At 44.1% G+C, this 20,317-nt stretch carries 16 protein-coding genes; all 16 read left to right on the top strand.

The features are described 5' to 3' along the window. Window positions 1-40 precede the first annotated feature (40 nt). The 16 genes from AB6735_RS02065 (at window position 41) to AB6735_RS01990 (ending at window position 20,296) form a co-directional block, all read left to right on the top strand. The gene (locus AB6735_RS02065) at window positions 41-835 is read left to right on the top strand and encodes an NIPSNAP family protein (RefSeq protein WP_370994157.1); all 795 of its coding nucleotides are present in this window, start codon (window positions 41-43) and stop codon (window positions 833-835) included. A 405-nt stretch (window positions 836-1,240) separates the two neighbouring features. After that, window positions 1,241-2,485: an efflux RND transporter periplasmic adaptor subunit gene (locus AB6735_RS02060; protein WP_370994156.1), complete on the top strand. Its 1,245-nt coding sequence runs from the start codon at window positions 1,241-1,243 to the stop codon at window positions 2,483-2,485. A 104-nt stretch (window positions 2,486-2,589) separates the two neighbouring features. Beyond that, on the top strand, window positions 2,590-4,047 hold the full coding sequence (locus tag AB6735_RS02055) for a TolC family protein (RefSeq protein WP_370994155.1): 1,458 nt from the start codon (window positions 2,590-2,592) through the stop codon (window positions 4,045-4,047). Between the two features lie 147 nt (window positions 4,048-4,194). Then, complete coding sequence (locus tag AB6735_RS02050; protein ID WP_370994154.1) at window positions 4,195-4,860, top strand: ABC transporter ATP-binding protein; 666 nt, start codon at window positions 4,195-4,197, stop codon at window positions 4,858-4,860. A 25-nt stretch (window positions 4,861-4,885) separates the two neighbouring features. Continuing rightward, window positions 4,886-6,130, top strand: a complete 1,245-nt coding sequence (locus AB6735_RS02045) for an ABC transporter permease (protein WP_370994153.1) — start codon at window positions 4,886-4,888, stop codon at window positions 6,128-6,130. Window positions 6,131-6,153: 23 nt separating this feature from the next. Continuing rightward, complete coding sequence (locus AB6735_RS02040; RefSeq protein ID WP_370994152.1) at window positions 6,154-7,347, top strand: ABC transporter permease; 1,194 nt, start codon at window positions 6,154-6,156, stop codon at window positions 7,345-7,347. A gap of 21 nt (window positions 7,348-7,368) precedes the next feature. Beyond that, on the top strand, window positions 7,369-8,742 hold the full coding sequence (locus AB6735_RS02035; RefSeq protein ID WP_370994151.1) for a sigma-54-dependent transcriptional regulator: 1,374 nt from the start codon (window positions 7,369-7,371) through the stop codon (window positions 8,740-8,742). Then, complete coding sequence (locus tag AB6735_RS02030) at window positions 8,726-10,030, top strand: PAS domain-containing sensor histidine kinase (protein ID WP_370994150.1); 1,305 nt, start codon at window positions 8,726-8,728, stop codon at window positions 10,028-10,030. Before AB6735_RS02035 ends, AB6735_RS02030 begins: the two co-directional genes overlap by 17 nt. A 626-nt stretch (window positions 10,031-10,656) precedes the next feature. Beyond that, window positions 10,657-10,980 (top strand): hypothetical protein, encoded by a 324-nt coding sequence (locus AB6735_RS02025; RefSeq protein ID WP_370994149.1) that lies wholly within the window; start codon window positions 10,657-10,659, stop codon window positions 10,978-10,980. A 95-nt stretch (window positions 10,981-11,075) separates the two neighbouring features. After that, window positions 11,076-12,746 (top strand): hypothetical protein, encoded by a 1,671-nt coding sequence (locus AB6735_RS02020; RefSeq protein ID WP_370994148.1) that lies wholly within the window; start codon window positions 11,076-11,078, stop codon window positions 12,744-12,746. A gap of 485 nt (window positions 12,747-13,231) precedes the next feature. After that, a complete protein-coding gene (locus AB6735_RS02015; protein ID WP_370994147.1) occupies window positions 13,232-14,542 on the top strand; it encodes a hypothetical protein in 1,311 nt (436 codons plus the stop codon). Between the two features lie 24 nt (window positions 14,543-14,566). Then, window positions 14,567-15,118, top strand: a complete 552-nt coding sequence (locus AB6735_RS02010; protein WP_370994146.1) for a suppressor of fused domain protein — start codon at window positions 14,567-14,569, stop codon at window positions 15,116-15,118. A 39-nt stretch (window positions 15,119-15,157) separates the two neighbouring features. Further along, window positions 15,158-17,356: a PQQ-binding-like beta-propeller repeat protein gene (locus AB6735_RS02005; protein ID WP_370994145.1), complete on the top strand. Its 2,199-nt coding sequence runs from the start codon at window positions 15,158-15,160 to the stop codon at window positions 17,354-17,356. A gap of 318 nt (window positions 17,357-17,674) precedes the next feature. After that, window positions 17,675-18,898 carry a glycoside hydrolase family 88 protein gene (locus tag AB6735_RS02000; RefSeq protein WP_370994144.1) on the top strand — a complete coding sequence of 408 codons (1,224 nt, stop codon included), beginning with the start codon at window positions 17,675-17,677 and terminating at the stop codon, window positions 18,896-18,898. Window positions 18,899-18,914: 16 nt separating this feature from the next. Continuing rightward, window positions 18,915-19,517, top strand: coding sequence for a TMEM175 family protein (locus AB6735_RS01995; protein ID WP_370994143.1), 603 nt, complete (start codon window positions 18,915-18,917; stop codon window positions 19,515-19,517). Window positions 19,518-19,696: 179 nt separating this feature from the next. Further along, window positions 19,697-20,296 (top strand): RNA polymerase sigma factor, encoded by a 600-nt coding sequence (locus tag AB6735_RS01990; protein ID WP_370994142.1) that lies wholly within the window; start codon window positions 19,697-19,699, stop codon window positions 20,294-20,296. Window positions 20,297-20,317: the final 21 nt, after the last annotated feature.

Below are 20,317 nucleotides of genomic sequence, written 5' to 3'. Positions count from 1 at the left end.
TCACCAGATTTGAACCTATCTTTACCATTTTAATAAACTCATGAAATCACTTTACCAAATCCGCTATTCATTGTTTACAGTTATATTATTTTTTATGCTGGGCTTGTCGGCTTCTTCGGCTATGGCAGCTAAAAGGTTTTACTATCAGCTTAAAATTTATCATTATAAAACAACGGCGCAGGAGGGTAGGATTGAACGCTACCTGGAGCAGGCCTATGTACCGGCTATGCACCGCGCAGGTGTAAAAAATGTAGGCGTATTTAAACCGGTTAAGCAGGATACCGCCGATATGCGTATTTATGTTTTTACGCCTTTTGCGACTTTTGACAAGCTGATAGGTATCGACAAAAAATTACAGGGCGATACGGAATACCTAACCAATGGCGACGATTACATCAACGCTGGGTATAAAGATGCCCCATATACCCGTATAGAAACCATCGTGTTACAAGCCTTCCCGGGAATGCCCGCCCCGGCCGTACCAAATTTAACGGGCGCCAAAGCAGATAGGGTTTATGAGCTGCGTAGCTATGAAAGCGCTACTGAAAAGTATAATTTTAATAAAGTGCGCATGTTTAACGTAGGCGATGAAGTAGGACTGTTTAAACGTTTGGGCTTTAATGCCGTATTTTACTCCGAAGTAATAGCTGGCAGCCATATGCCTAATTTGATGTACATGACCACTTTTAATAATAAAGAAGACAGGGACAAGCACTGGGAAGCCTTTAGTAACGATGCCTACTGGAAAAGTCTCTCAGGAAAGGCCGAATATCAGAATAATGTATCGCATGCGGATATCATTTTCCTGTATCCTGCGGCTTACTCAGATTTTTGAGTTTTGTGTAGCTGTTGTCATTTCAAACATACAAGGAGAAACTATCTCTTGAGCGGAGTGAAAACTCTTTTTCGATTAGCATATCCCGCGCAAAAGATCTCTCCTCCTACCTTCGAGATGACATTTGTTTGTTTTGTTGTTAGCATGTCCAAAAAACAGCGTTGTCATGCTGAACGTAGTGAAGGATCTTCTTCGGCAAGGATGTCGAAGAAGATCCTTCGTCCCTCAGGATGACAAAAGAGTAATCTCCCATCTCACCTCAATTCCTCATCCCCACCTGTCCATTATCATTGAAAATGTCCGGAATCGATCACTTTTTGGAAATTAAAAATTTGTAATCGTCTTGTAATCAATAGCTTGATATTGGTATAGCTCTTGCAAATCCTTGTCCAAAAAAGTATCACAATGGATAAGGAAATAGCCCTTGAAGTAACTGCACAAAAACGCCGGAAAGCCGTACTGATCGTGATGATCATTATCAGTGGTTTGGTGCTGGCTGTATGGATACTAAGGGGATTCATCAAATCGTCAATAAACAGGAGCCAAATTACAGCATCCGCGGTTGTAGTAGGCAATATCGAAAATACCATCAACGCCACAGGTGAGGTTTTGCCCGAGTTTGAGGAGGTGATTACCAGTCCTATCAATGCCTCTATCAAAAACGCGCTCCTGGATGCCGGTAATAAATTAAACGTGGGCCAGTCCATCATCACCCTTGATAAAACAGCGACCCAAACCGAATACGACAAACTTAACTTTCAGCTGGAGTCAAAGCGGAATGAGATCAGCAAGCTCAAACTCGACCTTGATAAAAGTTTTTATGATATCCAGTCAAATAATGATATCAAGCAACTGCACATCAGTAACCTGGCCGATGCGGTTGAAAATGCCAAACGCCTGTACAAAGCCGGAGGGGCCACCCGCGAAAATATTGAGCAGGCCGAGCTTAACCTGAAAGTAGCGCAGCTGGAAAAAAAACAGCTGGAAAACGAGATCAAAAATAAGCAGCAGACCATGCGTATCGAGATCAAAGAAGCGGAGATTGCCGCCGCTATACAGCAAAGCGATCTGAGCGCTCTGCAACGCAAGCTGCAACTGGCAAACATTGTGGCTACCCGTAAAGGGGTTATCACCTATGTAAACAAAAACATAGGTGCCAACATACATGAAGGCGAAACACTGGCCCGCATTGCTGATCTGGGCAGTTTTAAGGTACAGGGCAGCATATCCGATAATTCGGTTGATCAGCTGCACGCTGGTATCCCGGTAATTATTCGGTTTAATGATAACCAATTGCGCGGGCATGTAAGCAATGTATCGCCATCAATCCAAAACAGCATCATTTCTTTTGATATCCAACTGGACGATCGTTCCAGCAAACTGCTGCGGCCCAATATGAAAGTAGATGTGTTTCTGATAACCGCAACGCATAGCAAGGTAATGCAGGTGGCTAACGGACCGGCATTTAAGGGATCGTCGTTACAGGATATTTTTGTGATCAATGGCTCCAAAGCCGAGCGCCGGACGGTTCATATCGGGCTAACCAATTTTGATTTTGTAGAGATAAAAGACGGCGTAAAACCCGGTGATGTGGTGATCACTTCGGATATGAGCGAGTATAAGAACTCAAAAGAGATAACTATAAACTGATAAACCACTCGGCTCCCCGGGGGAGGGGAGTTCTTCATAACGTTAATCCTCCTGCCGGTTGGCGGGAGGGTTGAGTGGATAGCCGATCATTTACAATAAAAAGAATGAAAATTTTATATATCATAAGTTTGTTGACCATTAGCGCAGGGGCATTTGGCCGCGGTAACAGCGATACGCTGCGGCTAACCCTGCAGCAGGTGGTTGAAATGGCCAAAGCAAACTCCATAGCGGCTAAGCAGGCGGCTACGTTACGTGAAACCAAATACTGGGAGTATCGCACCTATAAATCAAATTACCAGCCCCAACTGGCCCTGAGTGGTACCCTGCCCGATTATAATAAAACCTTTACCCAGGTGCAGCAGCCCGATGGTACCATATTGTTTCAGCCCGTGCATAATGATAATTCATCACTAAAGCTTGATTTTAGCCAAAGCATTACGGCTACCGGAGGTACCATTTATGGTACAACTCAAATACAGCGATTTTCTGATTTCGACAGGCATAATGTATTGTATAACGGCGTTCCGTATGGAATTGCGTATGCCCAACCGCTTTTTCAGTTCAATAAACTGAAATGGGATAAAAGAATTGAGCCCCTAAAGTATAATGAGAGTAAACAGAAGTATATCGAAGATCAGGAAAATATAGCGGTTACAGTTGAAGGGTATTTTTTTGATCTGTTGCTGGCACAGGTTAACTTGCACGTTGCCGAAACCAATTATGCCAATACGCAAAAAATAATGGCTATAACCAATATTAAATTTGAATTGGGGAAAGTATCAAAAAACGAAATATTACAATTGCAGCTGGAACTCATTAACGCCAAAAAAGCCGTAGGGACCGCCAGGCGCGATATAGAAGTAGCCACCCTCAATCTTCGCAGCTATACTGGGCAGGAGGATGATAGTAAAATAGTATTGGCAATACCCCAAAATATCAGCCAGATGAGCGTTACTTCAGATAAGGTATTGGCCGAGGCCTATGCCAACCGGGCAGATGCCATCGCTTTTTTAAGGCGTATTGCCGAAGCTAAAAGAGATGTGGCTAAAGCTAAGGGCGAAACAGGTTTAACCGCCACGCTTAATGCCAGTCTGGGTTTTTCAAATACAGCTGCCAGTATCCCTGGTTTGTATAATAATCCGCAAAACCAGCAGATCGTATCGTTAACGCTATCGGTACCCATATTGGATTGGGGCAGGTCGAAATCGCGTACCAAAACGGCGCTCGCCAATCAACAGCTTACCGAATATACAGTAGAGCAGGATAAACAAACTTTTAAACAACAAATTGTAACCCAGGTATCTCTTTTTAATTTAATGAAGGAACAGCTGATATATACCGCCGAGGCCGACAGCATTGCCTCGGAAAAATACAAAATAGCCCGCGAACGCTATGTACTGGGCGACCTGAGCATTACCGACCTGGGCATCGCCTTTAGGGAAAACGACCAGGCCAAACGCGATTATATCACTTCGCTCCGCGACTTTTGGGGGGCCTATTACCAGTTACGTCAACTATCATTATATGATTTTGAAAACAACCATAAGATAAGCTACCAGTAGATTTAAGTCAAAATTCAAAAGTTAAAAGTCAAAAAGAAATCACTAAATAATTACCTAAACCCTATCACTAATTCATTAAATCAATAATTCAATAATTAACCTACATCACTAATTCACTAAATCAATAATTCACTAATTAAAAAAGATATGATCCGTTTACAAAACATTGAGAAAGTATACCGTACAGATACGATTGAAACACTGGCCCTCAACAGCATCAGCCTGGATATAGCCAAGGGCGAATTTTTATCCATCATGGGGCCATCGGGCTGCGGCAAAAGTACGCTGCTGAATATCATGGGACTGTTGGATACGCCCTCTAAAGGTGATATCAAGATAAGCGATCAAAAGACCGATCATTTATCCGACAAGCAGCTGGCGCAGTTCCGGAACCAGAAACTGGGCTTCATTTTCCAAAGCTATCACCTGATTAACGATCTGCAGGTACTGGACAATGTGGAGCTTCCACTGCTGTATCGTAACACTACCGCCAAAGAACGTAAAATGCTGGCTACCGAAGCTTTGGAGAAAGTAGGGCTATCTAACCGTATCAAACACTTCCCAACACAGTTATCGGGTGGTCAGCGGCAGCGTGTGGCTATAGCGCGGGCCATTGTGGGCCGTCCGGAAATTATTTTGGCCGATGAGCCAACCGGTAACCTGGACAGCGCTATGGGCAACGAGATCATGGAGATCCTCATCAACCTGAACCGTAACGAGGGCACCACCATTGTAATGGTAACGCACGATGAAAATATGGCCCATAAAACTCACCGGCTGGTGCGTTTATTTGATGGCTCGCAGGTTCAGTAACACATCAGCTTAAAAAATTAAGATCATGCTTAAAAATTATTTAAAAATAGCCATAGCGGTATTAAGGCGCAGAAAGTTCTTCACCTTTATCAGTTTGTTTGGCATTAGTTTAACGCTTACCGTATTAATGGTGCTCGCCGCTTTTATTGAAAAGGTTACCAATCCGGTTTATCCTGGCGATAAAAATAGCCGGTCACTATATATCAAACGGTTAACCTATACCTCAAAAAAGGGATGGATAAATAGTGGTGGCTCCTCATTTTATTTTTTAACCCATTACGCAGGCAGTTTAAAAACGCCGGTTAAAATGGCTATTGTTTCCAGAAGTACTTCATCAAATGCGTATGTGAACAATAAAAAAATAGTGATCGACATTAAGTACACCAATGCCGATTTGTGGAATATTGCCAATTACCAGTTTATAGAAGGTAAGCCATTTACCCCCGACCAGATTAACAAAGCCGACCGTGTAGCCGTGATCTCCGAACGTACCCGGAAAGAGTATTTTGGCGATGCTGTTACCGTAGTTGGTAAATACATAGAAGCTGATAATATAAGCTACCGGGTAACAGGTGTAATTAAAAACGTGCCGGAAATTGAGGAAGTTTTTTATGCCAACATGTTTCTGCCTTATACTGTAGCTAAGAGTGATTACCGGAATAAAGACTTTTGGGGGGATTACTCCGCGATATTACTTTCGCCATCTGAACAACTGGTAACAAAGATGCGCACAGAGTACGAGCAAATGGTTACCCGGATACCTATACCCGATGACATGAAAAAGGATTTTGATACCCTGCATTCCGATGCCGATACATACTTTGAAACCTTTACCCGCGGTTTTTTTGGCAATGCTGATAATGCAGGGTATGCACGCTTTTTGTTTTTTATGAGCTTGTTTATTTTGTTGTTTATGTTGCTGCCCACCGTAAACCTGGTTAATGTAAACATCACCCGCATCATGGAGAGATCGTCTGAAATTGGTGTGCGCAAGGCTTTTGGGGCTTCATCAAAAACGTTAGTTTACCAGTTTATTACAGAAAATATCATACTCACCATATTGGGTGGCATTATTGGCCTTATACTCACCGTAATTATTTTACAGGTTATAAACGGCAGCGGGCTCATACCTGATTTTGATTTAAGTATCAACCCCCTGGTGTTACTATATAGTTTACTGGCCTGTTTGTTTTTTGGCCTCCTTTCTGGAGTGTACCCGGCCTGGCGAATGTCAAGACTTGATGTAGTAACAGCCTTAAAGGCACAATAATTCACTCTTTAATCAAAACTTTTATGATAAAGCATTTATTCAAACTCATCTGGAATAAAAAGAAACAAAACTTTTTATTGATCACCGAAATATTTATTTCGTTCCTGGTCATCTTTGGGGTGTTTACCTCGTTGGTCTATTATTACCGCAACTACAAAAAACCAATGGGTCTTACTTATAATAACGTTTGGGTTATTAATTTTCAAAATAACAAGCAGTTTCACAATACCGACTCCGTAACACAGTACTACGCAACGCTGACCGCTATGCTTAAAAATATGCCGCAGATAAAAACGCTCAGTTATGCATCAAGCAATATTCCGTTTACCAGCAGTACAAGTACAACCAGGCTTATTTATAAGGGACAGGAAATAAGGCCCATTAACTTTTACCGTGTCGGTGATAACTATCGTGAAGCTTTCAATATGAACTTATTGGAGGGCCGTTGGTTTAACCATGATGACGTGGTAAGCAGCAATAGGCCGGTAGTTATCAATGCTTCGCTTAAGGAAAGTTTATTTGGAAATGGCCGGGCCTTAGGGCAATTAATAGACGATAGCCATGACGATAAACATGTTAGAAAAATAAAAGTAATAGGTGTTGTGCAGGATGTTAAGGATAAGGGCGACTATTTACCATCGGGCATGGCTATGTACAATCGTGTAGATACCAGCGATATGCGCTATATAGGTAAGCTGGTCATTAAAGTATCGCCCGATGCGGATGCGGCCTTTGAAAGTAAATTATACAAAGCCGTTGCCGGTTATATGAAGGAAGCATCGGTTGAGATTGAGCATTTTTCAAAAAAACGGGAAAGCACCAACAGAAGTACTTTAATTCCCATTATTATATTCTCTATTGTAGCCGCTTTTCTCATCATCAACGTATCATTGGGTATCTTTGGCGTGTTATGGTATAACATCAATCGTCGCCGCGGCGAGATAGGGTTACGCAGGGCGGTAGGGGCATCAGGCGGCTCGGTTTCGGGGCAGCTGATTTCTGAATCGCTTATATTAACCACCTTTTCCTTAATTATTGGGGTGTTTTTTGCCATTCAGTTCCCGTTGCTCAATGTTTTCAACATGGCGGCAAGTACTTATGTAATGGCCATGTTTTTGGCTGTAGCCTTCATTTACCTGCTGGTATTCCTGTGTTCATTGTATCCGGGCAGGCAGGCAGCTGCAATTTACCCGGCAGTGGCTTTACATGAAGAATAATTACGATATTAACCTGCTGTTATGATATTGGTTATTGATGATGATTTGGCGGTACGCACCTCGCTCGTATTGTTGCTTAAAGGCGAAGGTTACGATGTGCAATGTTCCGAAACTCCGGCCGAGGCATTGAAGGTTATCCGGAAACAAAACCCGGAACTGATCATACTCGATCTTAATTTTTCTATAGATACCTCGGGCAAGGAGGGTCTTGACCTGCTGGCCAAAATAAAGCAGATCAACAGCGCTATACCCGTGATATTGATAACAGGCTGGGGTAGTATTGAACTGGCAGTAGCCGGTATGAAAATAGGGGCCAGCGACTTTATCAATAAGCCCTGGAGCAATGAACACCTGGTACAGTCAGTTAAAACCCTGCTCGATCTGCAGGATAACAAAGCCGAACACCGCACCCGCAAACAGCTCGACAAAAGCTACAACTTTCAGCACATTATAGGGGAGGACCCTAAAATGCTGGATATATTGGAAACCATTGGCCGTGTGGCCCAAACAGATGCCTCTGTGCTCATCATGGGCGAAAGCGGCACGGGTAAGGAACTGATTGCGGAGGCTATTCACCAGAATAGCCTGCGTCGCAATAAACCATTTATCAAGGTAAACCTCGGTGGTATCAGTACCTCATTGTTTGAAAGTGAGATGTTCGGCCATATCCGCGGGGCGTTTACTGATGCACGCTTCGACAGGATCGGTCGTTTTGAAATGGCTAACAAGGGCACCATATTTTTGGATGAAATTGGCGATCTGGATGCCAGCAGCCAGGTAAAGCTGCTGCGTGTATTACAGGACCGTACCTACGAGGTGTTGGGTAGCAGTCGCACCAAAACAGTGGATGTGCGCATCGTTTGCGCCACCAACAAAAATCTCAACGAAATGGTGAGCAAAGGCACTTTTCGCGAAGATCTGCTTTACCGTATCAACCTTATCACGGTTTACCTGCCTGCCCTGCGCGACAGGCCAAAGGATATCCCTTTGCTGGTGGAATTTTTTATCAATAACCTGAAGGATATCTACAACCGGCCCAAACTATCGGTAGCGCCGGGCGCTATGAAATGGCTGCAGCAATTGCCGTTGCCGGGTAATATCAGGCAGCTTAAAAACCTGGTGGAGCGCTCCATCCTGGTGAGTAAAAAGGATGAACTGGGTATCGATGATTTTCGGTCGCAGCTGGAGCTATCGCCGGTAAAAAAAGGCAATATGCAGCTGCCAGGCGTAGGCACCCTTACGCTTGAGGAGGTGGAGGTAGAGATGATTAAACGGGCTATGGATCATCATAAAAACAAAATAAGCCGGGCTGCCGCCGCGCTGGGCCTTACGCGCAGCGCCCTGTATCGCCGCTTAGATAAATACCAGATCCCTTACGATGAAGCTGAGGACTAAATATATTTTATTTGTAGTTACCCTGCACCTGTTAACGCTGGTGCTCACTTACTTTATTTTCAGCGATAATAAAATATTCTTCATTGCCTCAGAGTTGGTTGTCATCATTTCGGCTATCATAGCCTGGCAGCTTTATCGCCAGCTCATACAACCCCTTAAGCTATTGATGCAGGGCGTAGATGCCATTAAGGACAAGGATTTTAACGTAAAACTGATCTCCACGGGCAAGCATGAGGTTGATGAACTGATTGAAGTGTATAACCGGATGATGGATGAGTTAAGAAAGGAGCGTACTATGCAGGAGCAGCAGCATTTTTTTTTAGAGAAACTGATCTACACTTCGCCAACGGGTATCATGATATTGGATTATGACAACCGCATTCAGCAGGTAAACCCCAAGGCGCTGCAACTGCTGTCGGTTAGTGAGGAAAACCTAAAGGGATACTCCATCTATGAATTAGAGCATCCACTGATACAACAGATCCGGGACTTACAATCGGGCGAAACGGTAGTGGCCCGGGTTGATGGCATCAGCTCCTTTAAATTGCAAAAATCACATTTTGTGGACAGGGGCTTCTCCCGTCATTTTATCATGATCGAGGACCTGACCGCCGAGATCCTGGCTGCCGAGAAAAAGGTGTATGGCAAGGTGATCAGGATGATGGCACATGAGGTGAATAATACCATTGGTCCGGTAAATTCCATTATGCAATCGGCCATGCATACCGATCGGCTTTGGGAAGGGCACGACTTTGATACCTTGAAAGATGCCCTGCAGGTAGCCATGGACCGCAACCAGAACCTAAACCATTTTATGCGCAAATTTGCCGACCTGGTAAAACTGCCGCAGGCCAACAAACAACCCATCGTACTGCAAAAAATAATCAATTCGGTAGCTACGCTCATGAGCGCAAAGGCCCGTGAAAACAATGTTGTATTTGAAATGGAACTACCTGCCGATGAGATTCGTATCCAGGCAGACGAACAGCAACTGGAGCAGGCATTTATCAATATTGTAAAAAACGCGGTGGAGGCCATTGAAGAAGGAGGGGGCTCAGTGAAATTTACAGTCATACCAACCCAACGCCTGCTGGTGATCACCGATACCGGCAAAGGCATTAGTGCCAGCGAACATGCCAACCTGTTCTCCCCATTTTTCAGCACCAAAAAAGACGGGCAGGGCATAGGTCTTACCCTCGTGCGTGAGATCCTGATCAACCATGGTTTCGAATTCAGCCTCAAAACTGTGGCTGACAGGCAAACGGAGTTTAGAATACATTATAGTTAAACCAAATAAAAAGCGCGGAGGGGCTGTGGGATTCCCCTCTTGAGAGGGGCGGAGGGGTGTGTTATCTGCTTTTAGAACACACCCCTGCTACTACACATAACCACGCTCCCCCTCTCAAGAGTAATAGCCCATCAAATGACAGGAGGGGTAGCCCGCTACGGGGCACACCAAATTTTTACAATTATTTTCTACAAATATGTAGTCCCTACGGGACATAGAGCAACAATTTAAGCTTCAAATGTGGCTGTATTTCATGTCCCGTAGGGACTACATATTTGTAGAAATAGAACCAAAAGGTTTTTTGCCCATTAGGGGCTACACCACTTGAATTAGTATAGATGCTGTCTTTTCATGGGCTATTCCCCTCTCAAGAGGGGATTCAATCTTGTATCGTCCTTGCGCTCGTTTGCAATGAGTGCTTAACATGGGTTGCGTTTAAAACGCAAGGGCGATGCAATCGCTCCTCCACAATAAGCACTCATTGCAAACGAGCGCAAGTAGAAAAAAACATGTCATTGCGAGATTCTGCTCTTCCCAACACTTGTGGGCTGGAGTCGAGCGGCTGCATGGAGGTTAATTTAAAAACTTATTTATACATTTAAGCTTACCTATCCATTGGTGTTTTTATGAAATCGAAAAACGTATTATTCTTTTTGGTTCTTTTTGTTCTGGTTGCCTGCCAAAATATGGTCGATGATCAGAGTGGAATAAATAGTAAGATTGAGGATTTTGTAAAAAATAAATTATACCCGAATGATTCTTTACAATCGATAGGTTTTTCGAGATTCGTAAGAGGGACAGATAATAAACTTGTATATTATTGGCTTGACTATACTTTTAGTATAAAAATTAATGGTCAAAGAAAAGCTTTAAAATATCATTTTGAAACAGATTCTTTGTTGCACATAACAAAGTATAAAAACATTTCAACGCCACTTCAAAATTTCTAATGGAGATATTGTCTTTTCACTTCAGAACTTTTCCTCCCCAAAATATTTTTATTAGCTGAATCCTTTTAGTAACGTTGTAATACCAATTTACAACTATGCAAAGACGACACTTTTTAAAACTTTCGGCAACCGCTACGACGGCCCTGCTCTTTAGCCGGATCACGCATGCTACATCAACCCAAACCAGCCTCATCAACGCTCCCGATGAAGTCTGGGCACAATCCGGCGAGGAATGGTTTAAGCTCAAGGGCATAAACGATACTTCGTTTACCTATAAAGATATTACCGTTAGTTTTAAAACCAGTGGCCATTTCAAAAGCGTATTGGTTAGCTCGCCAACACAGCAGCTCAACGCTGTGCGCCTCAAATGGAAGCATCACCTGTCGCCCAATTCCAAATTCCTGGGCGATCATTGGGAACGCTCTTACGGCGACCTGCAATGGAAAACCCAGACCGATCATGTTAAAAATCCATGGTATGTGATTATCCATGATGATAAGCAAACCGCCTGCTTCGGCGTAAAAACCGGCTGTAAAAGTATTTGCTGGTGGGGATTAACCAATGATAGCCTGGAGCTTACTTTAGATACACATTCCGGCGGTAATGGGGTACTGTTGGGCAGTCGCCAATTGCACGCTGCGGATATTATCATCACCAACGGCAGGCCGGGCGAAAACGCTTTTTATACCACCCACAGGTTTTGCGGCATGATGTGCCCTAACCCGCGCCTGCCCAAACAGCCGGCTTATGGTATTAACGACTGGTATTTTGCCTACGGTAATAATTCCTTTGAGCTGATCAAAAAAACAACCGCCATGATGGCCGAACTGGTTACTGATACGCATAACCGTCCATTTTCGGTAGTGGATGCGGGCTGGGCCACCTATTCGCCCTTGTTGCCGGGAGATGGCGGCTGGAACGATGATTTCTCCAAGCCAAACGATAAATTTAAAGATATGCACCTGCTGGCCAACGAGATCAAGCAGCTGGGCATGCGCCCCGGTTTGTGGATGCGCCCGCTTTGTGCCCGTCATGACGAAAAAGCCAGTCTGCTGGCGCCAAAGATCCCCGGTCGTGACAACCCCAAAAATCCTGTGCTTGATCCTACTATCCCCGAGAACATCGCCCGCATTAAACATAATTTTGATGTGTACAAGCAATGGGGCTACGATATGGTGAAGCATGATTTTAGCACTTATGATATTACCGGCAGATGGGGACCCGATATGAAGAATACTATCACCGCACCCGGCTGGAACTTTAACAACCGCAGCAAAACCACTGCCGAGATCATCAACGATTTATACAGCGCTATCCGTGAAGCTGCCGGCGATGGCATCTGCATTATTGGCTGTAATACCATGAGCCATCTATCGGCAGGGGTATTTGAACTTTGCCGTATTGGCGATGACACCAGCGGCCATGAATGGGGACGTACCCGTAAAATGGGTGTAAATACACTGGCTTTCCGTCTGCCTCAGCATGATAAGTTTTACGCTGTAGATGGTGATTGCGTGGGTTTGACTACGGATATTTCCTGGGAACGCAACAAACAATGGTTGGAGTTGCTGGCAGGAAGCGGAGCGCCGCTCTTCATCTCGGCCCAGCCCGAAGCCCTCGGCGCTGAACAGAAAGTCGCCATAAAACAAGCCTTTGCCCAGGCTGCCAAAGTACAACCCATAGGTGAACCCCTTGACTGGATGACCAACATGCAACCCCAAAAATGGAAACTGAACGGGAAAATGGTTGATTTTGACTGGAAGTAGAAGCCCCCTCTAAACGGCGAAGCCCTCATATAATAATCTCCCCCAAGGGGGGAGACTTCAAAAATGATATTAAAGCCCTCTCCAAAGGAGAGGGTTGGGTGAGGCTGCCATCGCGCATCCCCATAATTTTTCGTATATTTATACAAACCACAGCCCGGTACTCAAACCCAAGAGAACCGGGCTGTTTTGTTAAGGGAAAAATCGGCCCAAAAACCAACTGATTTTTATATAGTTATTTGATAGTCGGTAATTTAATACTTTTTAAACCTTTCAAAACCCGTCAAAAATTTGTTAAAAAGTGTTAAAATGGGATGTTTCGAATAAAAAACGGGCTGTTTTTGATCAGGTTTTGCCCGGTTTTTAGTTAAAAAAGTGTTAAAATAAAACTTTAAAAAGTTCTGGGGTGCCCGGATCTGGTGTTTTTTATTTTATAAACAATGGAATTATTATCTTGTTCCACTTTTACATCACCCCGAAAATCTACCATGAAGAAACTACTGCTTTTTGCACCTATACTGTTTATACTTTCGTGCAGTACCGACCCCGCCCATAACCGAGAAAATCAAAAGCTTAACAGCCTGGCTGTTAAATATGTAAAACTGGGTCTCACCATAGGCCAATACGATCCCGACTTCGTGGATGCCTATTACGGCCCCGATTCGCTCAAACCTAAAACGGAGCCTGCCAAGGAATTCCCAAAGGACAGCCTGCTTGCTGATGCCAATATATTAATGAATGAGTTGAGGAACGTAGCGACCTCAGCCATAGTGGATTCCAATAAAATGCGTGCCGAATGGATGTCTGATCAGTTGCTTGCTTTTAGTCGCCGGATACGCATTTTTTCTGGTGAAGATCGGCCCTTTGATGAGGAATCACGCGAACTGTTTGGCGTGACCGCCCCGGTTTATACTGAAGATTATTTTAAGGCCCAGATAGCACAGCTAGACAGTATTTTACCCGGCAAAGGCCGCGTGAACGACCGCTTCCAGAAGCTGGCCAATAAGTTCATCATCCCCAAAGATAAACTCGACCCGGTGATCAAAGCCGCCATAGCTGAGGCCCGCAAACGTACACTGGCACACTATAAACTGCCTGCCGGTGAAAGCTTTACGCTGGAATATGTGACCAACAAACCCTGGAGCGGATACAACTGGTACAAGGGTGGCTACAAAAGCACCGTACAGATCAATACCGATCTGAAGATCTTTATCGATAGGGCAATTGATGTGGGCAGTCACGAAAGTTATCCCGGCCACCATGTGTATAATATGCTGCTGGAGAAGAATTTATATCATGATAAAGGCTGGGTGGAAATTTCGCTGTACCCGCTGTTTAGTCCGCAGTCGTTAATTGCCGAGGGAAGCGCGAATTACGGTATCGAAATGGCTTTCCCGGGTGAAGAGAAAGTGAAATTTGCCAAAAGCGTGCTGCTGCCGCTGGCTGGTTTGGATACCGCGGGTGTGGATCTGTATTTCAAAGCTTTAGCTATAAAAGGTAACCTGAACTATGCCCGTAATGAAGCTGCCAGAGGGCTGGTAAACAATACCATGTCGCGCGATAAGGCCCGGAATTACCTGACCAAATACTGCCTCATGAATGATGAAACCGCCGATAAATCGCTCAGCTTTATCAAAAAATACCGGAGCTATGTGATCAACTATAACTACGGGCTCGACCTGGTAAAAAACTATATTGAACGCAACGGCGGCACAGCCAAAGATCCCCAAAAACGCTGGGGACTGTTTGGCCAGCTGTTGAGCCATGAGGTGGCACCGGCGAGTTTGGTGAAAAAGTAGGACATAGGCTTATTTAAGCAAATCATGGACTATCAGGATAATATTAAGGCCCACTATATTAAGAACTGGAAAACAGAGCCCAATATTTTTTACTGGGATAAAGGGCCTGCTCATGAATTACCTTATCAATTCAGGGTTTTAGAGTTTGAACCCACGGAACACAGAAAGATGTGGACTTATTCCACCTGTTGTATGTCGCAGGAAAGTGATAGCTTAGGGATAGAGTTGCACCTGTTTTCTGCCCGTAAGGATGAAGGGTTGATTGAATTATTAACTGTTACTGCCCATTATCATAGAACCGGTCATTTTTTGGCATTAAGCGACACTGTAAATTGGGGACAACCCTGGCAAGGTAATTCGATATGTAGGCATGGTTTAATTTCTTTACCTTATCTTGATGGGCCAGATCTGGAAAATCTGGAATTCGATAATAGGATTATAAAATTCTACTGGCTGATCCCCATAACAAAGGCCGAAGTAGAGTTTAAAAAGGAGCAGGGAATAAATGCATTAGAGGATGAGTTTGAGAAGCAGGGCGTTGATTATTTAAATCATGATCGCGTAAGCATAGTTTGAAGTGAACTAATCGGTTTAACCAAAATATAAATCATTGTTATGAGAATGAAGCTTATCCCTTTATTAGGCTTGCTTGTGGTGGGCTACAGCTCCTGCAAACACAAGTCCACTGCACCACCAACGGCATATAGCGGCTGGCAAACTTATGCAGGCACCAGGGAGGGTAACCGTTATTCATCAAATGAAGAGATTAATTTAAGTAATGTATATCATCTGAAAGTAGCCTGGACCTTCAGCACGAAGGATAGGGATACGGCTAACCGCAGCCAAAACCAGTGTAATCCTATTATAGTTGATGGTGTGCTGTATGGTACAAGTCCCAAACTGAAACTATTTGCACTGGATGCTGCCACGGGCGCTCAGCGATGGATATTTGACCCGGCAAGCGTGGATACCAGTGGCAAAAACGACCCAATGGCCTATTATAAGGTGAGCAGGGGAGTGATCTACTGGCAGAATGACAAAGGCGGCGAAAAGCGTATTTTTTATAGTGTAGGTTCTAAAACGTATGCCATTGATGCCGATGCAGGTACTCCCGTAAAATCATTTGGATTGGGCGGATATATCGATCTGACCAAAGATCTTGGTCGTGAAACCAAATCGTTTGTGGCGGGCACTACACCGGGCGTGGTTTATCATGACCTGTTTATTGTGGGTACCCGTGTGGCCGAATCTGCTGATGCCGCGCCGGGCCATATCCGGGCTTATGATGTCCGTACGGGTAAAATGCGTTGGATCTTCCATACCATCCCTCAACCCGGCGAAAAGGGATATGAGACCTGGCAGGATACTGCTGCATGGAAAAAGTTTGGCGGTGCCAACAGCTGGGCGGGTATGTCATTGGATGAGAAACGCGGTATCGTATACATTCCGACAGGTTCTATCGGCGGCGATTTTTATGGTGGTTTCCGCAAAGGGAAAAATCTGTTCGGCAATACCCTGCTGGCGCTGGATGCCGCTACCGGGAAACTGAAATGGCATTTTCAGGTGGTACATCATGACCTATGGGATCGTGACCTGCCTGCCAACCCCAATCTGGTGACCATTACCCATGACGGTAAACAGATAGATGCCGTAGCGCAGATCACCAAGCATGGCTATATCTTTATGTTCGATAGGACTAATGGCAAACCGGTGTTTCCGATAGAAGAGAAGCCCGTACCCACTATGGCTTTGCCTGGCGAACAAGCCTGGCCAACACAACCTATCCCTACCTTACCAGTGCCTTTTACCAGGCAAACCTTTAACCCGGAAGATGTGACCGACATTTCGCCCGAAACGCACCAGGATATGCTGCAAAAGTATAATCAGGTTAAAAACAGGCTGATGTTTACTCCGCCCAGTAAGCAAGGCGGCTGGATATTCCCTGGTTTTGATGGCGGTGGTGAATGGGGTGGCGCAGCGGTTGATGCCGAATCAAAGATCATGTATATCAATTGTTCCGAAATGCCCTGGGCGCAGGTGATGATCAATGTGCCAAAAGGTGGGGATGATCACTCGTTAAAAGGCATGGGGCAAATGATCTATAATAAAAATTGTATTGCCTGCCACGGGCCGGAGCTAAAAGGCAATGGTTCGTCGTATCCATCATTGGTGAACATCGGCAAAAAGTATAAAGAGGAGCAGATCAGCCAGATCATCGCTAATGGGCGCAATATGATGCCGTCTTTTAAGCAAATACCCCCGGCCGATAAGAAAGCCCTGCTGGCTTTTTTGCTGAAATTACCTGATGCTAAGGCAGTCAAAATAATGGCCAAAGAACCCTCGGCCAATCATACAGCCAGCACCAAAACAGAGCAAAAAGCAGTGGACGAAGTACCTTATACCATGACGGGCTACAACCGCTTTTTGGATAAGGACGGCTATCCCGGCATAAAACCACCCTGGGGTACGCTGAATGCTATCGACCTCACCTCCGGTAAATTACTATGGAAAGTACCGCTTGGCGAATACGCCGAACTCACCAAAAAAGGCATCCCCGCCACCGGTACCGAAAACTATGGTGGTCCGCTGGTAACCAAAGGCGGCCTGGTATTTATAGCCGCTACTAAAGACGAAAAGATTCGTGCCTTTGATAAAAAAACAGGCAAAGTGCTATGGGAAGCCCAGCTACCCGCGGCCGGTTATGCCACGCCTGCCACGTATTCCATTGATGGTAAACAATATGTGGTTATAGCCTGCGGCGGCGGCAAAATAGGCAGTAAATCGGGTGATGAGTATGTTTGCTTTGCGTTGTAGAAGTGTGAAATTTCTTGATTTAATCATTATCCAAAACAAGCTCTTAGGGCAATGTCACTAAGTTAAGGATACTCTGTAGGAGTAAAAGCTTTGTAGAAAGCAAAAATAAGTATTCAGCATGCCGTAGGTATGCAACCTGAGTGCAGTACCTACGGCACTGAATTGGAAATTGCCTTTTTTCTACAAAGCTTTAACCCCTATGGCGTTTGTGAAATTCCTTAACTTAATGACATTGCTCTTAGCGGCTAAATTATATTGCTTGCAAATCCAACCAAAATTCGCATTTTTACCCTCAGCCAAATTTTATAGATACCTTTTATGAAGTCCAGAACTCTACCTGTTATTGCTTTTGTGTTTTTATTTTCCGCGCTTAGTCTGAATCTACGCGCGCAGAGTACTTTTAAGCCACAGAAAGAATTGTTATCTACCATCAAAAAAAACTTTAAGGATGCGGATGATCAGTATAAATTTCTGGCAAAACAGATAAGTCCGCAAGAGTTTCCTAAAACCTATCACCCGGATACTAAAAAACAGGAAAACAGCAATTCAGGCTGGTGGTGCAGCGGCTTTTATCCCGGTAGTTTATTATACCTGTATGAACAGGATCATGATCAGCAATTACTGACCGAAGCTAACCGCATACTGGGTGTTTTGGCCAAAGAACAATTTAATACGCATACGCACGACCTGGGTTTTATGATGTATTGCAGCTTTGGTAATGCCAACAGGATTGAACCCAAATCGGAGTATAAACAAATTTTAATTAATAGCGCTAAATCGTTATCTACCCGGTTTAACCCAACAGTGGGCTGTATCAAATCATGGGATTCTAAAAATCCGTCGGACTACCTGGTGATCATTGATAATATGATGAACCTTGAACTGCTGTTTTGGGCCACGCATGAAACCGGTGACTCCAGCTATTACAAAATAGCGGTTACCCATGCCAATACCACCATGAAAAACCATTTCAGGCCCGATTACAGCTCGTATCACGTGATTAACTATGATGCGCAAACAGGAGCGGTTAAAGAAAAGAAAACTGCGCAAGGTTTTGCCAATGAGTCGGCATGGGCCAGGGGACAAGCCTGGGGCCTGTATGGCTATACCGTGATGTACCGCGAAACCAAAGACAAAAAATACCTGGAGCAGGCGCAAAATATAGCTAAGTTCATCCTAACGAATCCAAATCTGCCGGATGATAAGATCCCTTACTGGGATTATAATGTCCCCAACATCCCTAATGCGCTGAAAGACGCATCAGCAGCGTCTGTTGCAGCTTCGGCCTTGCTGGAACTTTGCCGTTATGCCGATAACAACAAAGGGCAGGAATATTTTACAACTGCCGAAACCATTTTAAAAACATTATCATCACCGGCTTATAAAGCAGCATCCGGCACAAACGGAGGTTTTATACTGGAGCATAGCGTTGGACATTTACCCGGGCACAGCGAGGTTGATGTACCCTTAACGTATGCCGATTATTATTTTATTGAAGCGATGAAAAGGTACCAGGCTTTTAACATAAAGAATAAAAACTAACGCGAATTAAAAATCTATGGCATTTGGCAAATCGAGGGTAGAAGCTTTTAGTGATGGCGTTATTGCCATCATCATCACTATTATGGTGCTGGAAATGAAAGTACCTCATAGCGACAATTTTGCGTCGTTGAGGCCATTGATGCCTGTTTTGTTAAGTTACGCGCTCAGTTTTATTTATGTAGGCATTTACTGGAACAACCATCACCATATGTTCCATATCGTAAAATCGGTAAACGGAGCGGTATTATGGGCCAATCTTCACCTGCTTTTTTGGCTGTCCCTAATCCCTTTTGTAACCGGCTGGATGGGCGAAAATCATTTTACCCAACTACCTGTTGCCTGCTACGGATTTATACTGGCTATGAGCGGTGGTGCCTATACCATTTTAGAAAAAGCGCTGATCAGGCATAATGGCAAAAACTCGGTTATTGCCAATGTGTTGGGGCGCGATTGGAAAGCAAAAAGTTCGGTGGTTATTTATGCCGCGGCAATTGGTATATCCTGGCTAAGTCCTGTTATTAGCTTTGTGTTATACGGAGTGGTTGCTGCCCTTTGGTTTATCCCCGACAAAAGAATTGAAAATAAATTAACCCACGAAGCGCTCCAAAGTAAAGAATAACTATTAGTTTATATACCCCTGCAAACAAGTAAAAGATTATCGCCAAAAAGCTGCGGTTTTCTAAAAAGAATAAACTTTATCACAATAGTACTGTTATTGCACTTGATTTAATTTTGTTTAATCGGGCGCATTAAAGGTTTATAAAAGTTTAATTATTGGGTATTATTATACACTAAACTATGTTTGAAATTACTCATGCAGATGAGAGAGAGTTGTTGATGCAGGTGGCTTCGGGTAATGAAAATGCCTTTCGCCGGCTTTTTATGAGGCATCACCAGCAGTTGGGGGTGCATATGCTACGTATAACAAACTCCATTGAACTGGCCGAAGAAATAGTACAGGATGTATTTGTGAAAATATGGTTCACCCGCGAATCATTGGTGCGTGTTGATAATTTTAAATCGTACCTGTTTGTAATATCCAAAAATCACGCGCTAAACTGTTTGAAAAAACTGGCTAAAGAGCGTGCTATGATCAAACAATTGGAAGTGAGTGATAGCCCTAACCCCGAAACAGCCGGCACCGATATGTACTATAATTTATTGGATGAGGCTATTGATCAACTACCCCCTCAACAGCAAAAAGTATATCTGCTAAGCAGGCATGGCCGCCTGAAATACACCGAAATAGCCGATCAATTGGAACTGTCACGCGAAACCGTAAAAAAATATTTGCAGATAGCTACCCTGTCCATAACCGAGTATGTGCATGAGCATCTGGAAGTTATAGCGTTTCTAACTGTCGCGCTAAAAAGTTTTTTTATTTTTTTTAAAAGCTGATACCCCCTTTTTTACCCTGCT

The organism is Mucilaginibacter sp. RCC_168 (assembly GCF_041355315.1).
Taxonomy (GTDB): domain Bacteria; phylum Bacteroidota; class Bacteroidia; order Sphingobacteriales; family Sphingobacteriaceae; genus Mucilaginibacter.
This window is presented reverse-complemented; position numbering and strand designations above follow the sequence as displayed.

Bases quoted from the DNA above. Each gene is read 5' to 3' on its own strand.
- AB6735_RS01995 (WP_370994143.1), top strand. From the start codon at position 18,915: ATGGCATTTGGCAAATCGAGGGTAGAAGCTTTTAGTGATGGCGTTATT.
- AB6735_RS02000 (WP_370994144.1), top strand. From the start codon at position 17,675: ATGAAGTCCAGAACTCTACCTGTTATTGCTTTTGTGTTTTTATTTTCC.
- AB6735_RS02065 (WP_370994157.1), top strand. From the start codon at position 41: ATGAAATCACTTTACCAAATCCGCTATTCATTGTTTACAGTTATATTA.
- AB6735_RS02025 (WP_370994149.1), top strand. From the start codon at position 10,657: ATGAAATCGAAAAACGTATTATTCTTTTTGGTTCTTTTTGTTCTGGTT.
- AB6735_RS01990 (WP_370994142.1), top strand. From the start codon at position 19,697: ATGTTTGAAATTACTCATGCAGATGAGAGAGAGTTGTTGATGCAGGTG.
- AB6735_RS02015 (WP_370994147.1), top strand. From the start codon at position 13,232: ATGAAGAAACTACTGCTTTTTGCACCTATACTGTTTATACTTTCGTGC.
- AB6735_RS02055 (WP_370994155.1), top strand. From the start codon at position 2,590: ATGAAAATTTTATATATCATAAGTTTGTTGACCATTAGCGCAGGGGCA.
- AB6735_RS02040 (WP_370994152.1), top strand. From the start codon at position 6,154: ATGATAAAGCATTTATTCAAACTCATCTGGAATAAAAAGAAACAAAAC.
- AB6735_RS02045 (WP_370994153.1), top strand. From the start codon at position 4,886: ATGCTTAAAAATTATTTAAAAATAGCCATAGCGGTATTAAGGCGCAGA.
- AB6735_RS02020 (WP_370994148.1), top strand. From the start codon at position 11,076: ATGCAAAGACGACACTTTTTAAAACTTTCGGCAACCGCTACGACGGCC.
- AB6735_RS02050 (WP_370994154.1), top strand. From the start codon at position 4,195: ATGATCCGTTTACAAAACATTGAGAAAGTATACCGTACAGATACGATT.
- AB6735_RS02030 (WP_370994150.1), top strand. From the start codon at position 8,726: ATGAAGCTGAGGACTAAATATATTTTATTTGTAGTTACCCTGCACCTG.
- AB6735_RS02060 (WP_370994156.1), top strand. From the start codon at position 1,241: ATGGATAAGGAAATAGCCCTTGAAGTAACTGCACAAAAACGCCGGAAA.
- AB6735_RS02005 (WP_370994145.1), top strand. From the start codon at position 15,158: ATGAGAATGAAGCTTATCCCTTTATTAGGCTTGCTTGTGGTGGGCTAC.
- AB6735_RS02010 (WP_370994146.1), top strand. From the start codon at position 14,567: ATGGACTATCAGGATAATATTAAGGCCCACTATATTAAGAACTGGAAA.
- AB6735_RS02035 (WP_370994151.1), top strand. From the start codon at position 7,369: ATGATATTGGTTATTGATGATGATTTGGCGGTACGCACCTCGCTCGTA.